The organism is Methylocystis sp. H62 (assembly GCF_015709515.1).
Taxonomy (GTDB): Bacteria; Pseudomonadota; Alphaproteobacteria; order Rhizobiales; family Beijerinckiaceae; genus Methylocystis.
In genome coordinates this window covers 17,624-40,458 of sequence record NZ_JADNQZ010000058.1, presented here as the reverse complement: position 1 = coordinate 40,458, position 22,835 = coordinate 17,624, and the positions used below count along the sequence as shown (strand labels likewise).

Sequence of the window (22,835 nt, the reverse complement as noted above, 5' to 3'; positions counted from 1 at the left end):
GCTCCGCGACATTTTTTTTGGTGATTTCCCGGCGCCGCAGCGCGGGATAGAGGTTCGGCTGCGGGCTTGACTGTATGGCCCGTTGTCCAATTTACCGATCATGCCCGGCAAATCGGAAATTGATCCCTTCTCGTTTCGAGACGAATTTGGCCCCGCGAAGATCGTCCATATCTGGTCGCCCTCGGTCGAACTACGCGCCGTCGTCGTCATCGACAATGTCGCCGCAGGTCCCGCCATCGGCGGCACGCGCATGGCGCCGGACGTCAGCGTCACGGAGTGCTTCCGACTCGCCCGGGCGATGACCTTGAAGAACGCGGCGTGCGGATTGCCGCATGGCGGCGCAAAATCGGTGATTTTCGGCGATCCCGATATGGCGCAGGCCGACAAAGAACGACTCATTCGCGTCTTCGCCAAATCCATTGAGCAGCTCGTCGACTATATTCCCGGGCCCGACATGGGCACGGACGAGACGGCGATGGCCTGGGTGCATGATGAAATCGGCCGCTCGGTCGGTCTCCCGGCTGAGATTGGCGGCATTCCTCTCGATGAAATTGGAGCCACGGGTTTTGGCGTCATGATCGCCGCGTGCGCAGCCGCGCCCTTCGCCGATGTTTCGCTAGGCGGAGCGCGCATCGTCGTGCAGGGGTTTGGCGCCGTGGGCATACACGCTGCGCGGTTTCTGACGAGCAAAGGCGCGCGAATGGTCGGCGTATCCGACAGCCGCGGCGCGGTGGCTGATGAGGATGGGCTCGATATCGAGGCGCTCGCCGCGTTGAAGCGCCAGGGCAAGAGCGTCGGCGATCTGGAGCGAGCGCGCGCCGTCGACCCTGAGTCGCTCATCGCCTTGCCTTGCGAGATCTTCATTCCGGCTGCGCGCCCCGACGTGCTGCGCGCGGACAATGTTGACATGCTCGACTGCAAATTGGTGGTGCAGGGCGCGAATATTCCCGCCACCGCCGAGGCGGAACGCATGATGTTCGCGCGAGGAATCGTCAGCGTCCCGGATTTCATCGCCAACGCCGGCGGCGTGATCTGCGCGAGCATTGAATACAGCGGCGGCGGCGAAGCGGCGGCCTTCGCGGCGATAGAGGAAAAAATCGGGCGCAACACGCGGCTCTCGCTGGAGCGGTCGCGCGCCGAGAGCGTTTCTCCTATCGACGCCGCGATGGAACTTTCGACCGACCGGCTGCGCAAGATCATGCAACTGAGGCGCTGGGGCTAGCCCGGCCGCTCGATCGCCATCGCGGTCGCTTCTCCGCCGCCGATGCAGAGCGCCGCCACGCCCCTTTTTAGGCCTTTAGCCTCCAGAGCGGCGAGAAGCGTGACGATGATACGTGCGCCCGACGCGCCGATCGGATGGCCAAGCGCGCAGGCGCCGCCACGGACATTGACCTTCTCATGCGGCAAGTCCAGTTCGCGCATCGCCGCCATGGCGACGACGGCGAACGCCTCATTGATCTCAAAGAGGTCGACGTCGTTCGCCGCCCAGCCCACCCGGTCCAGGAGTTTGCGGATCGCTTCGATCGGCATGACGGAAAAGCGGCTCGGCGCGCCCGCGACCGTGACATAGCCGCGAATGACGGCGAGCGGCGTCGCGCCGGCGCGCTCGGCCTCGTCGACGCGCATCAGGGCGAGCGCCGCCGCGCCGTCGGAGATGGCGCTGGCGTTGGCGGCGGTGATCGTGCCGTCTTCCCTGAAGGCCGGTTTGAGGCGCGCGATATCCTGCGCCTTGGCTTTGCCGGGCAGCTCATCGCTGGCGATGGCGCGCGCGTTGGCTCCTTTTCCCAGCGTTATTGGCGCGATCTCCTGCGCGAAAGAGTCGTCGGTCGTTGCGCGTTGCGCGCGGGCCAGCGACGTTGCCGCATAGTGGTCCTGCTTCTCGCGGGTAAATTGATACTCCGTCGCGCAATCCTCCGCGAAGGAGCCCATCAGCCGACCCTTTTCGTAGGCGTCCTCGAGACCGTCCAGAAACATGTGATCGAGGACCTTGCGGTGTCCCATCCGGTAACCGGTGCGCGCGCGATCGAGCAGATAAGGCGCGTTGCTCATGCTCTCCATGCCGCCGGCGACGGCGATCCGCGCGCCTCCAACAGCGAGCTGGTCGCTCGCGAGCATCACCGCCTTCATTCCAGAGCCGCACATCTTGTTGATGGTGACGGCGCCCGTCGTCTCCGGCAACCCGGCGCCGAGCGCCGCCTGCCGCGCCGGGGCCTGGCCAAGGCCCGCAGAAAGCACGCAGCCCATGACGACTTCATCGATGTCGTTCGGCGCCAGGCCGGCGCGGGTCACGGCCGCCTCGATGGCGTGCGCGCCGAGCTGCGGCGCGGAGACGTCCTTCAACTCTCCCAGAAACGCGCCGATCGGGGTGCGCGCAGCGCCGACGATGGCGATCGGTGCGGCAGCGCTCATGGCAGACTCCTCATCAGCTTCGTCCGTCAGCCTTCCCAACGAGAATATGGCGAGGAATCCCAGCTTTTAAACGTCGGGCGCGGCGTTTCATCGCCCACAAGCACGGCTTCGACGGTTTGGTCGCTCACCGCGTCGAGCCGGTCCGGGGACCATTTCGGGCGCCGGTCCTTGTCGATGATCGCAGCGCGGACGCCTTCATAAAGATCGTGCGTCGCCAGCATGCGGCACGCCGCCTTGAATTCATTCGTCAGACACGTTTCGACGTCAGGCGCTCCCGCGGCGCGCAGCAGCAATGCGCGCGTGACTTTGAGCGCCGTCGGCGACTTCGCGCTGATGTCCTCCGCCGCACGCAAGGAGAATTCAGACCCTTCGCGCTCGAAGGCGGCGACCACGTCTGCGACGTCCTCATGGGCTGTCGCTGCAGCGAGCAGCGGCCTGTGCAGCGAAAGTCGGCCGTTTCCTGGGCAGCGGGCGAGGCGCCGCAAGGCAATATCGACGTCTTCGGCGGCGCCTATCGTCGCCAGACTGTCGATCAGCGGCGAAATGTCCTCTGCATGAATTAGAACATCCGCAAGACCGGCCTCTATCGCGTCCGCCGCCGCCACCGACGTCGCCGAAAGCGCCAGATAGACGCCGATTTCGTGCGCCTTTGAGAGAAGCCAGCTCGCGCCCACATCAGGAAAAAATCCGATGCCAACCTCCGGCATCGCGACGCGGCTTCGCTCCGTGACCACTCGCCGATTGCCATGCGCAGATATGCCGACGCCGCCGCCCATCACGACGCCATCCATGATCGCGACATAAGGCTTGGGGAAGGAGGCGATGCGGGCGTTCAGCTCATATTCCTCGCGCCAAAAGTCGGCGAAAAGCCGCTTTTGCGAGGGCTCCAGTTCGTAAAGAATCCTCACGTCGCCGCCGGCGCACAGACCGCGTTCGCCGGCGCCCGAGACGAGCACGGCGCAAACGCCCGCGTCGCTCCCGAAGTCGTCAAGCGCGCGCCGAAACTCTCGCACCATCGGCAGCGTCAACGTGTTGAGCGCCTGTGGTCTGTTGAGGAGGATGCGTCCGAGACGGCCCTCTCGCGAAGCGACGAGATCCATATGCTTACTTCAGTAGCGAGCGCGCAATGATGACGCGCATGATTTCATTCGTTCCCTCCAGAATCTGATGGACGCGAAGGTCGCGAACAATCTTTTCGACTCCATATTCGCTGAGATATCCATAGCCGCCGTGCAATTGCAGCGCCTCATTGGCGACCGCGAAGCCGGCATCGGTCACGACGCGCTTGGCCATGGCGCATAGCGTCGTGGCGTCTGGCGCCTTGACGTCAAGCGCCGCCGCCGCGCGCCAAAGGAATGTGCGCGAAACTTCAAGCTGCGTGGCCATATCCGCGAGCCGGAACTGCAGCGCCTGGAATGCGTCGAGCGCCCGTCCGAACGCCTTGCGGCTCGCCATGTAGCGTAGACTATGGTCGAAGGCCGATTGCGCGCCGCCAAGCGAACAGGCGGCGATGTTCAGGCGTCCGCCGTCGAGCGCCGCCATGGCGATCTTGAATCCGTCGCCCTCGCGTCCGATGAGATTTTCGGCCGGCACGCGGCAGTCATCGAAGATGACGGCCCGCGTCGGCTGGGCGTTCCATCCCATTTTTCGCTCGAGCGCGCCGAAACTGAGGCCTGGCGCGCCGCCCTCAACGACGAAGGCCGAAATGCCTTGCGACCCCAACTCGCCGGTACGCGCCATGACCACATAGAGATGGTCGGCGCCGCCCGCGCCGGCGCCTGAGATGAACTGTTTCGCGCCATTCAAGACGTAGTGATCGCCGCTGCGCTTTGCATGCGTGCGTAGCGCCGCGGCGTCGGAACCGCTGCCCGATTCCGTCAGGCAGTAGCTCGAGAGAACCTCCATCGTCGCGAGCCTTGGCAGCCATGCGTCGATCTGGCGCTCGGTTCCAAAAGCGTCGATCAGGCCCGCGCACATATTGTGAATCGAGAGATAGGCGGCGATGGTGGGGCAACCCATTGCGAGCGCCTCGAAGATCAGCACGCCGTCAAAGCGCGTCAGCCCGGCGCCGCCGGAAGCCTCTCGCACAAAGATCGCCGCCATGCCGAGCGCCGCCGCCTCACGCAGCGTGTCTGTCGGAAAGACATGCTCGCGATCCCAGTCGAGAGCAAAGGGCGCAAGGCGATCGCGTCCGAAGTCTCGCGCCAATTCACGAATGGCGTCCTGCTCGGCGCTCAATTCAAAATAGGACGACATTCGTCAATCACCACGATCGTTGTCGTTAATCTGTCGCGCCAAAGCTTTTTGGCAAGTCAGCGTCGCGAAGCGGCTCCGGCCGAATTGCCGCACCTGACGGCACGCATCTGACGGCATAGGCCTGCGCCACGCGGCTCGCCGGCGCACGTTTCAACTCTCGGCAGGCGAAGGCCCCCGCCTCCAAAAGGCGATCGAGCGACACGCCGGTTTCGACGTCCATTCGCGCAAGCATATAAACGACGTCCTCGGTCGCGACATTTCCGGCGGCGCCGGGCGCGAAAGGACATCCGCCAAGGCCGGCGACCGAACTGTCGACAACGCTGACGCCGACTTCGAGGCACGCGAAAATATTGGCGAGCGCCTGTCCATAGGTGTCGTGAAAATGCACCGCGATTTTGTCGAGCGCCGCGACGCGCGCAACTCTTTCGACCATTCGGCGGGCGGGCAGCGGCGCGCCGACGCCGATCGTATCGCCTAGCGAGACTTCGAAGCATCCCATCTCCAGAAGAGCGGACGCGACCGACGCCACTCGGCCGCTATCGACCTCTCCTTCGTAAGGACAGCCCAAGACGCAGGAAATATAGCCGCGGGCCATGACGCCGTATCGCCGGGCTTCCGCGACGACTTTGGCGTATCGCGTGAGACTTTCCTCGATCGAGCAATTGATATTGCGCTTTGAAAACGTCTCGGACGCCGCAGCGAACACGGCGATCTCGTCCGCCCCGGCCGCAAGCGCCGCCGCGAGTCCGCGCAGGTTTGGAACCAGCACGCTTAGCCGCACATTTTGCCTTGGCGCAAGCGCAAGTGTTTCATCCGTGTGCGCCATCTGCGGCACGGCCGTAAGGGAGACGAAACTTCCGGCTTCGATACGCGAGAGGCCCGCGGCCGCAAGACGGCTGATGAGTTCGGCCCGAATCTGCGGCGACAGCGTCACCTTCTCATTCTGCAGGCCGTCGCGAGGGCCGACTTCCACGATGCTGACGCGCGCAGGAACGCTCACGCCTCGTCCTTTCGCAGTATCGTGACGAGTTCGGCGCCTTCGATCGCCATGTCGCCCACTGCGCAGGCGACGCTTTTGACGACGCCATCGTGCGGCGCGGCCATGGCGATCTCCATTTTCATCGCCTCCAGGACGACGAGCGTCTCGCCTTTGCTGACGGCGTCGCCCAACTTCACCGCAACTCGCGTGACCGTCGCCGGCATCGGGGCCAGCACGCGTTCGTCGGATGGTCCTTCGCTTTGCGAGGAGCTCGCCGCTTTCGCCCAGTGGATCACATAGTTCTTCCCGCGCAGAATGACGACAAGGACATTATCCAAAGCGACTGTTGAGACTTCGTGCTTAACGCCGTCCACAAGCAACGAAAGGCGACCTTCGACAGTTTGAACGCCAACTTCCGTGACCGCGTCGTCAAAGTTCAGCAGGAAGCCGCCGTCCTGCGGACGCATGATGTGTGCAACAAGCGTCCGGCCCCCCTGCGTAACCCTGAGTTCATGATCCGCGCGCTCGTAGAGCCGCCACGCGTCCGTTCCGGCCCAGGGCGACCACTCGTCGCCGACCGCTTTGCTCGCTTCAAGCGCGGAGCGCCGAGAGTCGGCCAGAAAAACCGCTGCCGCCACTGCAAGAAGGACGCGGTCCGAATCCGTGCTCGGAGCCGCGGGGCACGTCAGCATCGCGATATTGCTCCCGACATATTCCGTGTCGTAATCGCCGGCCACCATCCCGTCGCTCTTGGAGATCGCCCGCAGCAGATCGAGATTCGTGGCGACGCCAACGATCTCGACCTCGTCTAGTCCCCCTTGCAGGCGACGTAACGCCTGCTCGCGGCTTTCGCCGAAGACGATGAGTTTCGCCAACAGCGAATCATAATAAGGCGTGACGCGATCGCCGGCGCGAACGCCTGCGTCGACGCGCAAGAAAGGCGCTTGCCGCGGCGCGCGAAAATGGGCGATCTCGCCCACCGAAGGCATGAACCCGCGCGCGGGATCTTCCGCGCAGATCCGCGCTTCAATTGCGTAGCCGCTCATCCTCAACTCGCTCTGGGTCAAGGGAAGCGGCGCGCCACAGGCGACGCGCAGCTGCCATTCGACGAGATCCTGCTTCGAGACCATCTCGGTGACGGGATGTTCGACCTGCAGCCGCGTGTTCATCTCGAGAAAATAGAAGTGGTCTTCTCCGACAAGAAATTCGACCGTGCCTGCGCCGGTGTAGCCAGCGGCTCGGGCGGCGCGGATCGCCGCGTCGCTCATCTGCGCGCGTAACGAGGGAGTCAGACCGGGCGCGGGCGTTTCTTCAATGATCTTTTGGTGGCGGCGCTGCATTGAACAGTCGCGCTCAAGAAAAGATACGACGTTGCCATGGGAGTCCGCGAAAATCTGGATCTCGACGTGCTTATAGCCGGAGAAATATTTCTCGATGAACAGCGTGTCATCGCCGAAGGCGGCGCCCGCTTCACGCCGCGCGCTTTCGATCGCCGATGACAATTCTTCCGGCGCGCGCACAATGCGCATGCCCCTGCCGCCGCCGCCGGCGGACGCCTTCACGAGCACTGGAAGGCCGATGGCGCGCGCCGCTTCGCACAATTCAACGTCGTCGCCCCCGGATGACCCCGGCGCCACAGGCACCCCTGCCCGCACCATCGCGGCCTTGGCCTCGCTCTTGGAGCCAAGCAGCCGCATCGCGTGGGGCGGAGGCCCGACAAAAATCAGTCCGTTCGCCGCACAGGCTTCGGCAAAGTCCGCATTCTCGGCCAGGAAACCATAGCCCGGATGTACGGCGTCCGACCCGGAACGATGCGCAATTTCGATGATCTTCCCGATCGACAGATAGCTGTCGCGCGCCGGCGCGGGTCCGAGAAGATAGGCTTCATCGGCAAGTTCGACATGCAGCGCGTGCGCGTCGACTTCGGAATAGACGGCGACCGACGCGACGCCCAACCTTTTCGCCGTTCGCATAATTCGGCAGGCGATCTCGCCGCGGTTCGCGATGAGGAGCTTGCGCATCATCTCAATCGGCCGCGATCCAGCGTGGCGCTCGCTTTTCAAGAAAGGCCGAGAGACCTTCCTGCGCCTCCGCGCTCGATCGTCTTGCGGCGAGACGATGTGCGGCTTCGCGCAAGAGTTCTGCATCGACGCCGTGGCCGTCGCATTCCGCGAAGAAGTTCTTGACGTCAGCCTGCGCGCCGGGCGCGCCACGCAGCAGGTCAGCAACAATCGCCGCATGCGCCAAATTGACCTCCAACCTCGGCGCCACGCGATGGACGAGACCCAATTTCTGCGCCTCGGCGGCGGAAAATCGCTCCGCGGTCAAAGCGTAACGGCGTAGCTGGCGCAGACCTATGGCCCGAATGAGAAAAGGCGCGACGATCGCTGGAAGCAATCCCAGCCGCACCTCATTCAGCGAGAAGGACGCGTCGTCGGCGGCGACGACGATATCACAACACGCAAGCAGTCCGACGCCTCCGCCAACAACAACGCCCTTGGCCAAGGCGATCGTCGGCTTTGACGCCGTGTCCAACGCGTGCAGCATTCGGGCCAGCGCCAAAGCGTCCTGTTCATTGGCGCTCGATGAACGCTGCGCGACGCGGATCATCGAGCCGATGTCGCCTCCGGCGCAAAAGTAGTCTCCCGCGCCTTCAAGCGTAATGATGCGGACGTCGGCGCGTGCATCCAAGTCTTCGAGCGCATCCTTCAGAAGACCAATAAGCTCATAGTCAAGCGCATTGCGCCTGTCTGGACGGTTCAGCGTCAAAGTCGCGACGCCGTTCGCGTCAACCGATTGCAGCAACGTCGTCATAGAACGTGACTCACATGCGAAATAAGCCAAAGCGCGTTTCTTCAATCGGCGCCTTCAGAGCGAAGGATAGCGCCAAAGCGACAATTCGTCTCGTGTCGAGCGGGTCGATGACGCCGTCGTCCCAGAGTCGGGCGCTGGAATAGAGCGGCAGGCTCTGGCGCTCATATTGCTCGCGAATCGGGCGCGCGAAGTCCTCTTCCTCTTCTTGCGAGAAAGCCTTGTGCTGTTTCTCCATGGCCTCGCGCTTGACGCGGGTCAGCACGCTCGCCGCCTGTTCCCCGCCCATGACGCCGATGCGCGCGCCCGGCCATATCCATAGAAATCGCGGTGAGTAGGCGCGCCCGCACATGGCGTAATTGCCGGCGCCAAAACTACCGCCAACGATGATCGAGAGCTTCGGCACCGCGGCCGTCGCGACGGCCGTCACCATTTTGGCTCCCTCCTTGGCGACCCCGGCGCCTTCATACTTCGCCCCGACCATGAAGCCCGTCGTATTGTGCAAAAACAGCAGCGGTATTTTTCGTCGCGCGCAAAGCTCGATGAAATGCGCGCCTTTCTGCGCGCTCTCGGGAAACAAGACGCCGTTATTGGCCACGATCCCGACGGGATAGCCATGGATGTGCGCGAATCCTGTCACCAGCGTCGGGCCATACAGCTTGCGGAATTCCTCGAATTCGCTCGCGTCGACGAGGCGCGCGATCACCTCGCGTATGTCGAACTGCTTTCGGGGGTCCTGCGGCAGCAGACCGTAGATCTCGGTAGGATCGTAGAAGGGCTCCGCAGGCTTTCTCACCGGAACTGTTATGACGCCGCATGGTCCGAGATTGCCGACGATCTCCCGCGCGATTTGCAACGCATGCGCGTCATTCTCGGCGCAATGATCGGCAACGCCAGACCGGCGGCAGTGAACGTCGGCGCCGCCGAGTTCCTCGGCGGTCACAACTTCGCCCGTCGCGGCTTTGACGAGAGGCGGACCCGCCAGGAATATCGCGCCTTCGTTGCGCACGATAATCGTTTCATCGCTCATCGCGGGAACATAGGCGCCGCCGGCGGTACACGAACCCATGACGACAGCGATCTGCGCGATGCCGCGCGACGACATCGTGGCCTGATTGTAAAAAATCCGGCCGAAATGATCCCGGTCGGGAAAAACATCCTCCTGGCTCGTCAGATTGGCGCCGCCTGAGTCGACGAGATAGAGACAGGGCAAGTTGTTCTGAGCGGCGATCTCTTGCGCGCGAAGATGCTTCTTCACTGTCAGGGGAAAATAGACGCCGCCTTTGACCGTCGCATCATTGGCCACGATCATGCATTCACGGCCGCGCACCCGCCCTATGCCGGCGACCACTCCGGCCGCTGCGACACGCCCGTCGTACATGCCGTAAGCGGCAAATGGCGCGATTTCGAGAAAGGGCGAGAAAGGATCGACAAGCGCGTCAATGCGCTGACGCGCGAGCATTTTACCGCGGGCGAGATGCCGCCGACACGCCTGCTCGCCGCCACCCGCACGAATATCCGCCGCGATCCGCTTCAACACGGCGACGCGATCGGCCATCCCTTGATGATTATTCCTGTAATCGGCGTCTTTCGGATGAACAAGGCTATCGAGGCGGGGCATATCTTTAATCCAAAGTCAGGCTGTCTCCTGAAAGAGTTCGCGCCCGATCAACATGCGGCGAATTTCGCTTGTTCCCGCACCGATCTCGTAAAGCTTGGCGTCGCGCAATAGTCTTCCCGTAGGATATTCGTTCATATAGCCGTTGCCGCCGAGGCACTGAATGGATTCGAGCGCCATCCATGTCGCGCGCTCTGCGGCGAAGAGAATTGCGCTCGCGGCGTCCTTCCTGGTCACGCGGCCGCGATCGCAGGCTTTCGCGACCGCATAGACATAGGCGCGCGTGGCCATAACCGCCGTGTACATGTCGGCGAGCTTGCCCTGCATGAGCTCGAACTCGCCGATCGGCTGCCCAAATTGCTTGCGCTCGTGCACATAGGGAAGCACGACATCCATGCAGGCCTGCATGATTCCAAGCGGACCGCCGGCGAGCACGGCGCGCTCGTAATCCAGGCCGCTCATCAGCACATTGACTCCGCGCTCGGGGAGGCCGAGCACGTTTTCTTCGGGAACCTCGCAGTCCTGGAATACGAGTTCGCATGTGTTGGAGCCGCGCATGCCGAGCTTGTCGAGCTTCGCGCTTGACGAAAATCCGGCAAAGACGCGCTCGACGATAAAGGCGGTAATGCCATGCGGTCCGGCGCCCGGATCAGTTTTGGCGTAGACGATCACGACATCGGCGTCGGGACCGTTGGTCACCCACATCTTGCTGCCGTTCAAAACATAGCGATCGCCGCGCTTCACCGCGCTAAGCTTCATGTCCGTGACGTCTGATCCGGCGCCAGGCTCCGACATCGCCAGCGCCCCGACGTGGCGTCCCGAGACGAGATTCGGCAGGTATCGTCGCTTCTGTTCGTCCGAACCGTTACGATGGATCTGATTGACGCAGAGATTGGAGTGCGCGCCATAGGACAGTCCGACCGACGCTGAGGCGCGGCTGATTTCCTCCATCGCCAGCACATGTTCCAGATAGCCCATGCCGGCGCCGCCATATTGCTCATGCACGGTCAGACCGAGCGCGCCGAGCGCGCCGAGCTTTGGCCAAAGGTCAGGAGGAAAAGCGTTTTGGGCATCGATCTGCTGCGCCTGCGGGGCGATCTCCGCCGTCGCAAAGGCTTCGGTTGCGCTGCGCACGCGATCGGCGACGTCGCCGAGATCGAAGTCAAAAGTAGGCGTCCAATGGCGCATGCGCATCCTCCGACCGCGCACCAAGATAGAGCCTATATTTCTCGAATCGGCGAAGTTTCAAGTTGGCGGATGCTTGCGCGGCCCTGTTTGGCGCAAGGCGCTGCGCTGGCTATCGGACGACGCCCGGCTGGGCGTCGAGCACCTGCTGGTCGACGACGGGGGCGAACCGGCTGAAGTTCGCCTCGAACATTCCGATCAGCCGTTTCGCCATCTGACTATAATCTTCGCGCGAGGGCCACGTCTGGACGGGATCCAGCATCTTGGAGTCGACGCCGAGTGCGGACGTCGGCACGCGAAGACCAAAGAATGGATCCGTCCGAAAGTCGGCGTGCGCGAGGGGCCCGTCGAGAACGCCCTGGAGCAATGCGCGCGTCGCCGCGATCGGCATTCGACGTCCGATCCCGTAGGGTCCGCCCGACCAACCGGTGTTCACCAGCCAGCAGTTCGCTTCGCTGGAACAGATGAACGCGCGCAGCAGATCGGCGTATTCCGTTGGCCGGCGCGGCATGAAGGGCGCGCCAAAGCAGGCGGAGAACGTCGCCTGGGGCTCTTTGACGCCCCGCTCGGTTCCCGCGACTTTGGCGGTGTAGCCGGACAGAAAATGATACATCGCCTGCGCGGGCGTGAGACGCGCGATCGGCGGCAGCACGCCAAAGGCGTCACACGTCAGCATCACGACGTTCCTGGGATGACTCGCGCGACGCGTCGTCGAAGCATTGGAGATGAAGTCGAGCGGATAAGCGATCCGCGTGTTTTCGGTTTTTGAATCGTCGTCGAAGTCGAACCGCCCCGCGCGGGGATCGTACGACACATTCTCAAGAATTGCGCCCCGACGGTGAGACGCGGCGTAGATGTCGGGCTCAGAATGTTGCGCGAGCCGGATCGCCTTGGCGTAGCAGCCGCCTTCAAAGTTGAAGAGACCGTTCGCGTCCCACCCGTGCTCGTCGTCGCCGATCAGGCTGCGCGCCGGATCGGCGGAAAGCGTCGTCTTACCTGTCCCGGAAAGTCCGAAGAACACCGCCGATCCACCCTCGCCGTCATTGACGGCGCAGTGCATCGGCAGCACGCCCTTCGCGGGCAAAATGAAGTTGAGAAAGGTGAAGATCGATTTCTTGATCTCTCCCGCATATTGTGTGCCGCCGATCAGCACGACGCCTCGTGAGAAATCGATGGCGATCACGGTGGTGGAGCGACACCCGTGCCGCAATGGGTCGGCCCGAAAGGAGGGCAGATCCAGAACCGTCAACTGCGGCTCGAAACCCCTCGCGCTCTCAACCGGGGTGAAAAGATGCCGCGCAAAGAGCGAATGCCAGGCGTATTCGGTCAAAACCCGAATATTCAACCGATGCGCTGGCGCGGCGCAGGCATAGAGATCCTGAGAGAAGAGAGTCATACGACGCGCATGCGTCAGCATGTCTTGATGCAGTCGGCCAAATTGCTCCGGCGTCATCGAAAGATTGTTGTCCCACCAGATCGTCGGCTCGGTCAGCGCGTTGCAGACGATAAATTTGTCGTTCGGCGATCGCCCTGTGTGGGCGCCGGTTTCCACGACGAGGCCGCCCGTCGCGGATACGACTCCCTCGCCGCGTCGGATCGCTTCAGCGTAGAGTTCGCTCGTCTCGCAATTCCGACGCGCCTGTGTGAAGAGGTCTGTGTCTTCGACCGCCCAGCCCCGGACGTCATCCGCCCGCCACATCGCCGTGTTCGCCATCCCGAGATCTTCCTCACCGGCTCGCTAACGCGACGCGAACTGCGTTTGACGCGCCAGCTAAGCGCAAGCACTTTTTTTGAAATAAAGCATAGATTAGTCAAATCAAGGCGCGCGGCTTGCGTCATTGGCTAACAAGAACTTACATCCGCACGAACGACCAATCGCAGTAGCGCCCAAGGCCGCAGCAATGCGCGACGCCCAAAATGGCTGGGTGAAGGCCGACCGACTGAGCCCGACTCCGCGACGTTCCCGCTTCCTTAATTGGAACAACGACCTCGCGAGCGGGTTAAGGCGAGGCTCGAACTATTTCGAGGATGGAGGCAAGAATGGCGACGCCAGAACTGGAGCGCATCCGACAATCGGATCGCCCGATCAGCGAGACTGCTGCGGTCATGGGCGACAAAGCAATGGCGGCGGCCGACAGAGTCGGGCAACGCATCAATCAGACAATGGAGCAGGCCGGATCGGCGATGTCGACGGTGCAGGAGAAGGGCAGCGAAGTCGCCGGACGCGCTGGCGATGTGATCGGCAATTTCCGGCAGGCCATTGAGAAGTCGGCGCGCAGTCAGCCAACGACGACCGTGCTCATGGCCGTGGCCGCGGGATTTATGCTGGGCGCGATGTGGAATTCGGGCGGCAGCTATCCGCGCGACTAAGGTTTGGCGGATGAATGATGGCCGGCGCATACGCGTCGGCCATATTCAGTTTCGGTCCAATGCTCCGGGCTATCGGGCGCGCTCATAGGGTAAGGCGCTGGGCCAATCGTCGGCTTGAAGCGCCGGTAGCGCGTCGAATTCCTTCCTGGATATTTTACTGTGCGCAAAATCGGCTGCGAACTCTATGTTCGCCGGATCGACGGCGCGTAGCGTCTCGCCAACGCCGCCCATTCCATATTGCGCGACGACCACATAGGCGAGGCCGCGCTGATCGCGTTTCAGCATCAGATCAACGATGACGCCGAGCTTTTCGCCGCTCGCGTCTATGACATTGGCGCCAACCGCCGCCGAAGCAGAAAAGAGCGTCGGCGCAGCGCCCGCGTGGCTGCTCTTGCGAACGGCCTTGATGCTTCCGTCCTCATGCCTTGCCTGCCTGCCCAACCACCGCCAGACCCCAATCAGGTTGACCACCGTAAGAAAAAGATTGGTGAGCAGCAGATTGCGCTGATGGGAGTACGTCGCGGTCAAGCTCCAGGCGATCGAGCCGATTGCAAACACGACGAAACCCCAGCCCGTAACGCGCGCGCCCGCGTTGGCGGCGGTCATCATGGCTGCGATCATTGTTGCTGCCGGTGCGATCCAGCCTAACGCCCATTCCCACATAAGTGACCGCCATTAGGCCCACGCCCGCGCCGTTTGGCAGAAACGCGCCGTTAGAGACGCTGTTCCGACAGATCAGTGGCCACGCCGGAGATCGGCCGGCGCGGAGCGCGATCGCGTTCCGCCGCCCGAAGCTGTCCAACTGTTCATAATGCCGGAACAAAGTTGCTGAACCCGAGTTTGTTCAGGGAAACCGAAAAGCAAAGAAAACGGCAAGGCTTGAGGTGGGGCATGATGTCAGTTCCAAGTCATCTCTTTTGTTTCTCACATCTTCGTTGGAACTTCGTTTATCAGCGACCCCAGCATCTTTTGAGTCGAGCAGCTAGAAATCTCGGCGTCTTCTACATCGAAGAGCCCATCTTTTCCCAAGATGACGCAGGCGTTAAAATCCAGCGGGACGAAGCCTGCGGCGTCGTTGTCGTGACGCCTATTCTTCCAGAAGGCCTCTCACCAGACGAAATCTCTAACGCGCAACATCGCGTCGTAAACGAGTTGCTCGCAAAGGTGCGGCCTTCGCGATGGGTTAGCTGGTATTACACGCCCATGGCGCTTCAGTTTACGCGCCATCTCTCTCCCAACCTGCGCGTCTATGACAATATGGATGAGCTTTCCGCGTTTGCTGGAGCGCCCCAAGGCATTCTCGATCTCGAACGAGAGTTGATGGCCAAATGCGAACTCATGTTCGTCGGCGGACAGAGCCTGTACGAATCCAAACGTAAACGACACGACAACATTCACGTTTTTCCGAGCAGCGTCGACACCGCTCACTTCAAGAGCGCGCGAGACCGCAGCGGTGATCCCGATGATCAACGAGAGATTTCGCATCCCCGCATCGGGTTCTTTGGCGTCATCGACGAACGCATGAATATGGATATCGTCGCCGGCATCTCGGCGCTGCGACCGCAATGGCAATTGGTGATGATCGGCCCCACCGCGAAGATCAACCCCGAATCTCTCCCGCGCGCCGAAAACATCCATTGGCTGGGCTGCAAGAGTTACCAGGAGCTTCCGAATTACCTCTCCGGATGGGATGTCGGAATCATGCCATTCGCGTTGAATGAAGCGACGCGCTTTATCAGCCCGACGAAAACGCCCGAGTTTCTTGCTGCAGGCGTGCCGGTGGTTTCAACGCCGATCACCGATGTCGTTAACCCATATGGCGCGGCCGGGCATGTGGAAATCGCGTCGAGCGCGGAAGAATTCGTCGCCAAGATCGATCTGTTGCTTTCGCGGCCGAAGGCGCACTGGCTCAGTTCGGTCGATGCGCATCTTGCGGAAATGTCGTGGGACAAGACCTGGGCGAGAATGATGCTGCATATCGCGAACGTCGGCGCCGAGTCCAAATCAACGCGGGAGGGACAACTTGTTTGACTGGCTTATCGTCGGGGCAGGCTTCGCGGGAAGCGTGCTGGCCGAACGGTTCGCGTCGCAGCGCGACGAGCGCGTCCTTCTTATCGATCGTCGGCCGCACATTGGCGGAAACGCCTATGATCGCTACGACGACGCCGGCGTGCTTATGCATCAATACGGCCCGCATATTTTTCATACAAACTCTGAAGCCGTCTTCGCGCATCTTTCACAGTTTACGCAATGGCGCCCGTACGAGCACCGCGTCCTCGCGAATGTGGACGGCATGCTCGTGCCCATTCCGATCAACTTGGACACCGTGAATCGCCTCTACGGTCTCTCCTTAGATTCGGAGCAACTTGCGCAGTGGTTCGCCAGCCGCGCCGAACATTGTGAAGAGATCAAGACGTCTGAGGACGTCGTCGTCAGCACCGTGGGGCGAGAACTCTACGAGAAATTCTTTCGCGGCTACACCAAAAAGCAGTGGGGCGTAGAGCCGTCGCAGCTGGACAAGTCCGTAACGGCGCGGGTGCCGACTCGCCTCAATCACGACGACCGCTATTTTGGCGATGAATACCAATTCATGCCGCTTCACGGCTATACGCGCATGTTCGAACGGATGGTGGACCACCCCAACATCAACGTCATGCTGCAGACCGACTTCGAGGAGGTGCGCAACGAAGTCTTCTATAAACGACTGATCTTCACCGGGCCGATCGACGAATATTTCGATTTCCGCTTCGGAAAGCTGCCCTATCGATCGCTGCGCTTCGAACATGTCACGCTCGATGAGCGGCAGCATCAGCCAGTGGCGGTCGTCAATTATCCGCAAACTGAAGCCTATACGCGGGTGACCGAATATAAGCATCTCACGGGTCAGGAACATCCCAAAACAAGCCTGACCTATGAATTCCCGAGCGATGAAGGCGATCCCTATTATCCAGTGCCGCGCCCGGAAAATGCGGAAGTCTACAAGCGCTATGAGAAGCTTGCGATCGCGCAGCAAAATGTTTGGTTTGTCGGGCGGCTGGCAACCTATCGCTACTACAATATGGATCAGGTGGTCGGTCAGGCGCTCGCGACGTTCCGACGGATCAATAAGGAGATCCCGGCTCGGAACAGCGCGGCCTTCGCTACCGCCTCAGTGGCCGCTGAGTAGTCGAGTCGCGATTGCGATGAGCCAACTCTGCGCTGCGCCATCCGGCTAAGCTTGAGTCGTGGATAAAAATACTGAGTGTTTTGACGGTCGCTATGTAGAAAATCGAACGTGGATCGCTCATTGTTATATTCGACCAGGCAACGATGCTCCGGCGCCGGCACTCCTGGTCGAAGTGAGGTTAGGTGAGCGCAGCGCGCATATCCCTAGACGGCTCTTGGGACTTCAAATATCTCGGCTATGGCGCGAAGCCGGCCGAGAGCAGGACGATTCTTGTCCCGAACCCTTGGCAAGCCCAGTTCGCCGATCTGCGAATGCGTGGCGGCGTCGCGGTCTATCGACGAGACGTCGAGATACCTGAAGAATGGCTGGAGCAAAGGGTGTACCTGCACTTCGGCGCCGTTTTTCACGTAGCCCATGTGTTTGTGAACGGCGCATTCGTCGGCAGCCATGTCGGCGGCTTCCTGCCGTTTCATTTCGACATCACTGACCGGATCGTCAACGGAAAGGCCGAGATTAAGGTGAAGGTGGAAAGCCCCACCGACGACCCGTTCGAATTCCCCACGACGCCATTCGCCGAAATGCCCTTCGGCAAGCAAAGCTGGTATGGCCCTCTCTCGGGGATATGGCAGTCCGTGTATCTCGAAAGGCGGATCGCGGACCACGTAACCACGGTGCGCGTGCGTTCATCGCAGGCGAGCGGCGAGATTTCGGCGCAAGTGCGCTTCGAGAGCCCGCTCACCGACGCCGCCGACGTGACCATTACGGTCGTCGACGCGGAGGAAAATGCCGTGGCGCATTCCTGCGCCAAACTGGCGACCGGGGTTGAAAACGCGCTGCTGTATTCGTTTGTGCCTGCGCCGCGCTGCTGGTCGCCCGACAGCCCCTATCTCTATCGTCTGCAAGTCTCGATGACGCGCAAAGACGTCGTCGTCGACCAAATCGAAACGACTTTCGGCTTTCGCAGCGTCGAAACCCGAGACGGGAAATTATATCTCAACGGCAAGCCGTTCTATCTGCGCGCCGCTCTCGATCAGGACTATTATCCCGACACAATCTGCACTCTGCCCTCGGTCGAATTTCTCGAGGACAGATTTTACAAGGCGAAGCAACTCGGGCTGAACGCACTGCGCTGTCACATTAAAGTGCCGGATCCGCGTTACTATGAGGTCGCCGATCGCCTTGGCCTGCTGATTTGGGCGGAACTGCCGAACGCCGGGGATTCGACCGAACTCTCGCGAGAGCGCAAGGAGCTCACGCTGAAGGGCCTTATCGATCGCGACGGAAACCATCCTTCGATCTTTTGCTGGACACTGATCAACGAGAACTGGGGCGTCGACCTTGTCCATGACTCCTCTCACCGCGCATGGCTGAAGAAGTTGTACCTGTGGCTCAAGTCCTACGATCCGTCGCGGCTTGTCGTCGACAATTCGCCCTTGGCGCCGAGCTTTCACGTCCAGACCGATCTCGCGGATTTCCATTTCTATGCCGCCATTCCCGATAGTCGGGAGGACTGGGATCAGTTCGTCGAGGAACTCGCCGGACGGGCCGAATGGCTCTTCAGCCCCGAGGGCGACGCGGTCATCACGGGACAGGAGCCGCTGCTATGTTCGGAATTTGGCAATTGGGGGCTGCCTGACCCTGAGAAGTTGAGAGACGCGGCCGGCGCCGAGGCCTGGTGGTTCGAGACCGGCCACGACTGGAGCGAAGGCGTCATGTATGCGCATGGCGTTCGCAACCGATTTCAAGACTGGAGTCTCGACCGCGTGTTCGGGACGTTCGAAAGCTTCATCGAAGCGACGCAGTGGCAACAGTTTCGTGCGCTGAAATACCAGATCGAAGCCATGCGCCGGAAGCCGCAGATCGCCGGCTACGTCATCACCGAGCTGACCGATTGTCACTGGGAGGCCAACGGCCTTCTCGACATGCGGTCGAATCCACGGGCTTTTCACAATCTCTTCCACTCGATCAATGCCGACACGGTTATTCTGCCCACACTCGATCGCCCCGCCTACTGGTCGGGCGACGCCGTTCGCCTCTCGCTCTGCGTGGCGCATGGCGGGCCAAATCCGTTGGAGGCGGCGGCTCTCGACATATCGCTCACCGAGCCGATGACGTTGGAAATCCCCTCCATCGAGCCAGGCGCTGTGGTTGATCTCGGCATGATGTCGGTGAAACTGCCGGTGGTCGAGCACTCTTGCCTGCGCCGTCTCACCCTGCGCTTGCGTTCTCTTGACGGACGGCTTCTCGCGAGCAACGAAATCGACGTCGCCGTGCATGCGAAGCCTCGACCGCCGGTGCTTTCGCTGTGGTCGTCGCACGGCGACATTCGAGACCGGGTGCAGGCGCTTGGCTATGGACTGGCGGAAGGGGCCGAGACGGCGGACGTCGTCATCGAGACGCACGCTTCGACCGCGCTTGCGGCCTATGTGCGCGCCGGCGGCCGAGCGGTTCTCTTGACCGAAACGCCGGGCTCGCTCACGCCATTTTTTCCCCACTGGCAGAACGTCAAGGTGATGGCGCGCGACGGCACGCTGTGGCGAGGCGACTGGGCGTCCTCTTTCGCCTGGCTTCGGCGGCAGGGTCCGTTCGCCGCGATTCCCGGCGGGCCTCTGCTTGACCAAGCGTTTGATCGTGTGATCCCGACGCATATCATCTCCGGCTGCAATCTCCTTGACTTTCAGGCGCGCGTTCACGCCGCGCTGGTTGTCGGGTGGATCCATCGTCCGGCCGCGATTGCGGTCGGACGCAACTACGGCACCGGCCGCGTCGTGATCTCAACGTTCAAACTTTTCCGAGATCCTCCGGGAGAAGATCCAACCGCCGCGGCTTTGCTTGGCGGCCTGATCGAGGCTGCCGCGCGAAGCGCCGGTCCGGCGCCTGCGATCTCGAAGCTCGAACCCGTGGGCTGGGAAGACCTTTAGGCGAGCTGGCGCGTTATAGCGCCATGCATTCTGCGCAAGACATGACAGACGTCGCGGTTTATCGCCGGGCGCTGACATACTTCCTACAAGACCGGGTGCGGATCGCAGCGCTTGTCGCGATGATCGCGATCTCCGTGAGCGTCGGCCTCCTGGAGGCGTGGCCGCTGGCGGTGCTTGTCGACTCCGTGCTTTCCAGCGAGCCGAAAGGCAACTGGATACACAGCTACTTCCTCGCCGTATTGCCCAAGGACAAACCCGGGCAGATCGCGGGTCTGGTCGCGATCGGACTTGGCCTGCAACTCGTCGGATATACGGCCTGGATGGGCCGCATGATGATCAATTATTATCTCAATTATCGCGGCACGACGCGGGTGCGGTTCGATCTCTTCACCAAGCTTCAAAATCTTGGCCTCACGTATCACCGCAGCCGACCGCAGGGCGATTCGATCTATCGTCTGACGACAGACGCCTTCGGCCCGTGGGGCATCGTCGACGTCGTGATTGGAACTTCGGTTGCGGCCGTAACGCTCACCGTGATGACCATTATTCTTTTTTCTCGAAACGTCAGTTTAACGCTGGCGGCCTTTACCGTCGCCCCCTTCATGATTTGGAGCAACTGGCGATTTGGCGTCAGGATCCACAAACGCGCGCTTGACTCGAAGCAGATCGACGCCGATCTGACCGCGCATATTCAGCAGGCGATGGCGCGTATACCTTTGGCGCAGGCGTTCCGTCGCGAGGCTTTCGAATTCAGACGCTTCTCCGGCGCGGTCGGCAGAAGCGTCGAGGCGCTGCTGAGCTTGAACTGGCAGGAACAGCTCTATCCTCTCGCGCGCGACGGCGTTCTATCCGTGGGTGGCGCGATTATCCTCGGCTATGGAGGCTGGCTCGTTTACCGCGACCAGTTTCTCGTGCCCGTCGCCGATGGAATGACGGTCGGGACCCTGCTCATTTTCATCGACTACTTGCGCAAGCTTTGGGACCCGCTGAAATGGCTCAGCGAGTTCTTCGCCAAAGTGCGCATCTTCGAGGCCGCTTCGCGTCGGGTTTTTCATGTGCTCGACGAACCGGAAGCCGTTGTCGATTCGCCGGCGGCGCGTTGGATTTCCAGTAAGCCGCGAACTCTGACGCTTGAGCGCGTGAGTTTTGACTACGGGAGCGGCAAGCAAATTCTCACCGACGTTTCGGCAACGATACGGCCGCGCCAGATGGTGGCCTTCGTCGGAGCGAGCGGGGCCGGCAAGAGCACGCTCTTAAGTCTCATGCTTCGGTTCTACGATCCGACGAGCGGGGCGCTATGCTTGGATGGCGTGGACTTCAGGAACGTACGGCTCGAGGCGCTAAGAGCGCATTTCGCGCTCGTCGCGCAAGACAGCCTCGTGCTGCCGGCGACCATCGCAGAAAATCTCTCCTATGGGCGGCACAACGCCACGCGAGCGGAAATCGAACGAGCGGCCGAAGACGCGGGCGCCGCCGAATTCATTCACTCTCTGCCCAATGGCTATGAGACCATGTTAGCCGAGGGCGGCGCGAATCTCTCCGGCGGTCAGCGGCAGCGAATCGCCATTGCGCGCGCGCTGCTGTCCGACGCGCCGTTCCTCATCCTCGACGAACCAACGAGCGCGCTCGATCCCGAGCAGGAGCGGCGGCTGATCGAAACGCTGCACCGACTAAAAGGATCACGCACGATTATTCTCGTGACTCATCGTCTGGAGTCGGTTGTCGATTGTGATTGCATCTTCGTCATGCGCGAAGGACAAATCGTCGAGCGCGGCGGGCACGACGCGCTCATCTCTTCAGGCGGCGCCTTTTCAAAAGCGCGGAGACGTGCTGAAGCGGCGGAGTGACGACTTGCGGGGATAGGACTCCTCAACGCGCGGCGTAGCGCTTGCGCCTCGCAAGATCGAACTGCGAGCCGCGGCGAGATTCAGCCTCCTGCTGCTGCGCCTGATGAAGCGCCTCGAGCGGCGCCGCGCCTTGCAGCGCCTCGGCCATCGGTTCGCATAAAAGCCGGCCTGCGCCGGGATCGCGGTGACAGAGCGGATCCCACAGGCCCATGGGCGTCCAAAGATCGCGGTCATGCCACTCGGGCATTCCCAGGATCGGATAAAGGCACGCGCCGCGCAACGGCACGTTCTGAAGCAAGAGCGCATGGCAGGCGCTGACCACTTCGCACAGCCATGGTCCACGATTGTCCCCGACGTGACTGGTCTCCGTGATCATGACCTCGCGGCCGTAACGCTGCCAGACAGAGAGAACGAGATCCGACAGCGGCGCTCGGCGCGGATCATCGTGGTGAAGCGGCGGCACGTTGCCGTCGGCGTTGGGCGCGTCGTTCAATTCCCACTGATTGGTCCAGTAATAATTGATTCCCACCACGTCCAAATGTTCAGGACTGCCGCCGAGTTCGGGCAGAAGCCTGCCGCACAACATGTCCCAGCTTTGAAACACAAGCCTGTTATTGAAATCATGCGCCTGAGGAGCAAGATCCGGCCTGTCCTTGGGACAGACCACGCGGCACAAGGGATCGACACTGACGAAACGCGCATCCGGACAGGCGGCGCGTATCGCATTGATTCCCGCGATTGCGCCGCGCGCGAGCGCGACCTTCAGCTCCCAGCCGCGTCCCGACCCGTATGGCGCGAACAGCGCCTTCTCGCCGCCGGCATAGGCCATGAACGAAGGCTCATTGATCGGCGTGAAGACACAGGGACCCTCCATGCGCGCGGCCACGAAGCGCGCCACCGCATAGCAGTAGTCGGCGAATCGCCGGGGGAACGCCTCGGACCAAAGGTCGACGTCCTGAGGGAAACCATAGTGAAAGAGATCCCATATCACCCCTACGCCGTAGCGGTTTGCGGCCTCTATGAAGGGTTCGAGCGAGGAGAAATCGTATCGACCGCGGCAATCGACGAGCGGCCAACGGACGGTCTCACGCGCGGCATGCAAGCCCAGTCGCGCGATGTCGGCATAGTCCGCGTCGACATTGGCGTCGTGACCTGTCGCGACGACCTGATCGAACCACTCGCCGTGCCGGTTGAAGCCTGTCGACCCCTCGAAACCCGCAAGAAAGAAACTCCGAAACATGCCTGTACTCCCCGATCGCTCGTGGAGGCTGCG

At 61.7% G+C, this 22,835-nt stretch carries 17 protein-coding genes; 6 read left to right on the top strand and 11 right to left on the bottom strand.

From position 1 onward, the window contains the following. Positions 1–100 precede the first annotated feature (100 nt). Positions 101–1,222: a Glu/Leu/Phe/Val dehydrogenase gene (locus IYY11_RS16890; RefSeq protein ID WP_196405369.1), complete on the top strand. Its 1,122-nt coding sequence runs from the start codon at positions 101–103 to the stop codon at positions 1,220–1,222. On the opposite strand, the gene IYY11_RS16885 is transcribed toward IYY11_RS16890, so the two are convergent. The 9 genes from IYY11_RS16885 to IYY11_RS16845 all read right to left on the bottom strand — a co-directional run bounded on the left by IYY11_RS16885 (position 1,219) and on the right by IYY11_RS16845 (position 12,972). Next, positions 1,219–2,409, bottom strand: coding sequence for an acetyl-CoA C-acyltransferase (locus tag IYY11_RS16885; RefSeq protein ID WP_196404928.1), 1,191 nt, complete (start codon positions 2,407–2,409; stop codon positions 1,219–1,221). The genes IYY11_RS16890 and IYY11_RS16885 overlap by 4 nt on opposite strands. A 26-nt stretch (positions 2,410–2,435) precedes the next feature. Next, the gene (locus IYY11_RS16880) at positions 2,436–3,509 is read right to left on the bottom strand and encodes a 3-hydroxyisobutyryl-CoA hydrolase (RefSeq protein ID WP_196404927.1); all 1,074 of its coding nucleotides are present in this window, start codon (positions 3,507–3,509) and stop codon (positions 2,436–2,438) included. 4 nt (positions 3,510–3,513) lie between these two features. Beyond that, positions 3,514–4,665 carry an acyl-CoA dehydrogenase family protein gene (locus tag IYY11_RS16875; protein WP_196404926.1) on the bottom strand — a complete coding sequence of 384 codons (1,152 nt, stop codon included), beginning with the start codon at positions 4,663–4,665 and terminating at the stop codon, positions 3,514–3,516. 25 nt (positions 4,666–4,690) lie between these two features. Then, complete coding sequence (locus IYY11_RS16870) at positions 4,691–5,665, bottom strand: hydroxymethylglutaryl-CoA lyase (RefSeq protein WP_312029747.1); 975 nt, start codon at positions 5,663–5,665, stop codon at positions 4,691–4,693. Beyond that, positions 5,662–7,668, bottom strand: coding sequence for a biotin carboxylase N-terminal domain-containing protein (locus IYY11_RS16865; protein WP_196404925.1), 2,007 nt, complete (start codon positions 7,666–7,668; stop codon positions 5,662–5,664). The genes IYY11_RS16870 and IYY11_RS16865 overlap by 4 nt, the downstream gene beginning before the upstream one ends. 1 nt (position 7,669) lies before the next feature. Then, on the bottom strand, positions 7,670–8,458 hold the full coding sequence (locus IYY11_RS16860) for an enoyl-CoA hydratase-related protein (protein WP_196404924.1): 789 nt from the start codon (positions 8,456–8,458) through the stop codon (positions 7,670–7,672). A 10-nt stretch (positions 8,459–8,468) separates the two neighbouring features. Next, positions 8,469–10,013 (bottom strand): carboxyl transferase domain-containing protein, encoded by a 1,545-nt coding sequence (locus IYY11_RS16855; RefSeq protein ID WP_281431708.1) that lies wholly within the window; start codon positions 10,011–10,013, stop codon positions 8,469–8,471. Positions 10,014–10,091: 78 nt separating this feature from the next. Continuing rightward, the gene (locus IYY11_RS16850) at positions 10,092–11,261 is read right to left on the bottom strand and encodes an isovaleryl-CoA dehydrogenase (RefSeq protein ID WP_196404922.1); all 1,170 of its coding nucleotides are present in this window, start codon (positions 11,259–11,261) and stop codon (positions 10,092–10,094) included. A gap of 109 nt (positions 11,262–11,370) precedes the next feature. Beyond that, the gene (locus IYY11_RS16845) at positions 11,371–12,972 is read right to left on the bottom strand and encodes a phosphoenolpyruvate carboxykinase (protein WP_196404921.1); all 1,602 of its coding nucleotides are present in this window, start codon (positions 12,970–12,972) and stop codon (positions 11,371–11,373) included. Positions 12,973–13,298: 326 nt separating this feature from the next. Here IYY11_RS16845 and IYY11_RS16840 point away from each other — a divergent pair, with 326 nt between their 5' ends. Further along, entirely contained in the window at positions 13,299–13,628 is a 330-nt protein-coding gene (locus IYY11_RS16840; protein ID WP_196404920.1) for a hypothetical protein, read from the top strand. A 69-nt stretch (positions 13,629–13,697) separates the two neighbouring features. Here IYY11_RS16840 and IYY11_RS16835 read toward each other — a convergent pair whose 3' ends face one another. Continuing rightward, positions 13,698–14,237 (bottom strand): PRC-barrel domain-containing protein, encoded by a 540-nt coding sequence (locus tag IYY11_RS16835; protein ID WP_246720055.1) that lies wholly within the window; start codon positions 14,235–14,237, stop codon positions 13,698–13,700. 471 nt (positions 14,238–14,708) lie between these two features. On the opposite strand from IYY11_RS16835, the gene IYY11_RS16830 reads away from it, so the two are divergent. From IYY11_RS16830 to IYY11_RS16815, 4 genes are all read left to right on the top strand, one after another. Continuing rightward, positions 14,709–15,659: a glycosyltransferase gene (locus IYY11_RS16830; RefSeq protein ID WP_312029746.1), complete on the top strand. Its 951-nt coding sequence runs from the start codon at positions 14,709–14,711 to the stop codon at positions 15,657–15,659. Continuing rightward, positions 15,652–16,794, top strand: coding sequence for a UDP-galactopyranose mutase (glf, locus tag IYY11_RS16825; RefSeq protein ID WP_196404918.1), 1,143 nt, complete (start codon positions 15,652–15,654; stop codon positions 16,792–16,794). Before IYY11_RS16830 ends, glf begins: the two co-directional genes overlap by 8 nt. Positions 16,795–16,976: 182 nt before the next feature. Next, complete coding sequence (locus IYY11_RS16820) at positions 16,977–19,715, top strand: glycoside hydrolase family 2 protein (protein ID WP_196404917.1); 2,739 nt, start codon at positions 16,977–16,979, stop codon at positions 19,713–19,715. A 41-nt stretch (positions 19,716–19,756) separates the two neighbouring features. After that, positions 19,757–21,562, top strand: a complete 1,806-nt coding sequence (locus IYY11_RS16815; RefSeq protein ID WP_246720054.1) for an ABC transporter ATP-binding protein — start codon at positions 19,757–19,759, stop codon at positions 21,560–21,562. Between the two features lie 22 nt (positions 21,563–21,584). Here the strand turns inward: IYY11_RS16815 and IYY11_RS16810 are convergent, their stop codons facing one another. Further along, the gene (locus IYY11_RS16810) at positions 21,585–22,802 is read right to left on the bottom strand and encodes a glycoside hydrolase (RefSeq protein WP_196404915.1); all 1,218 of its coding nucleotides are present in this window, start codon (positions 22,800–22,802) and stop codon (positions 21,585–21,587) included. Positions 22,803–22,835 lie beyond the last annotated feature (33 nt).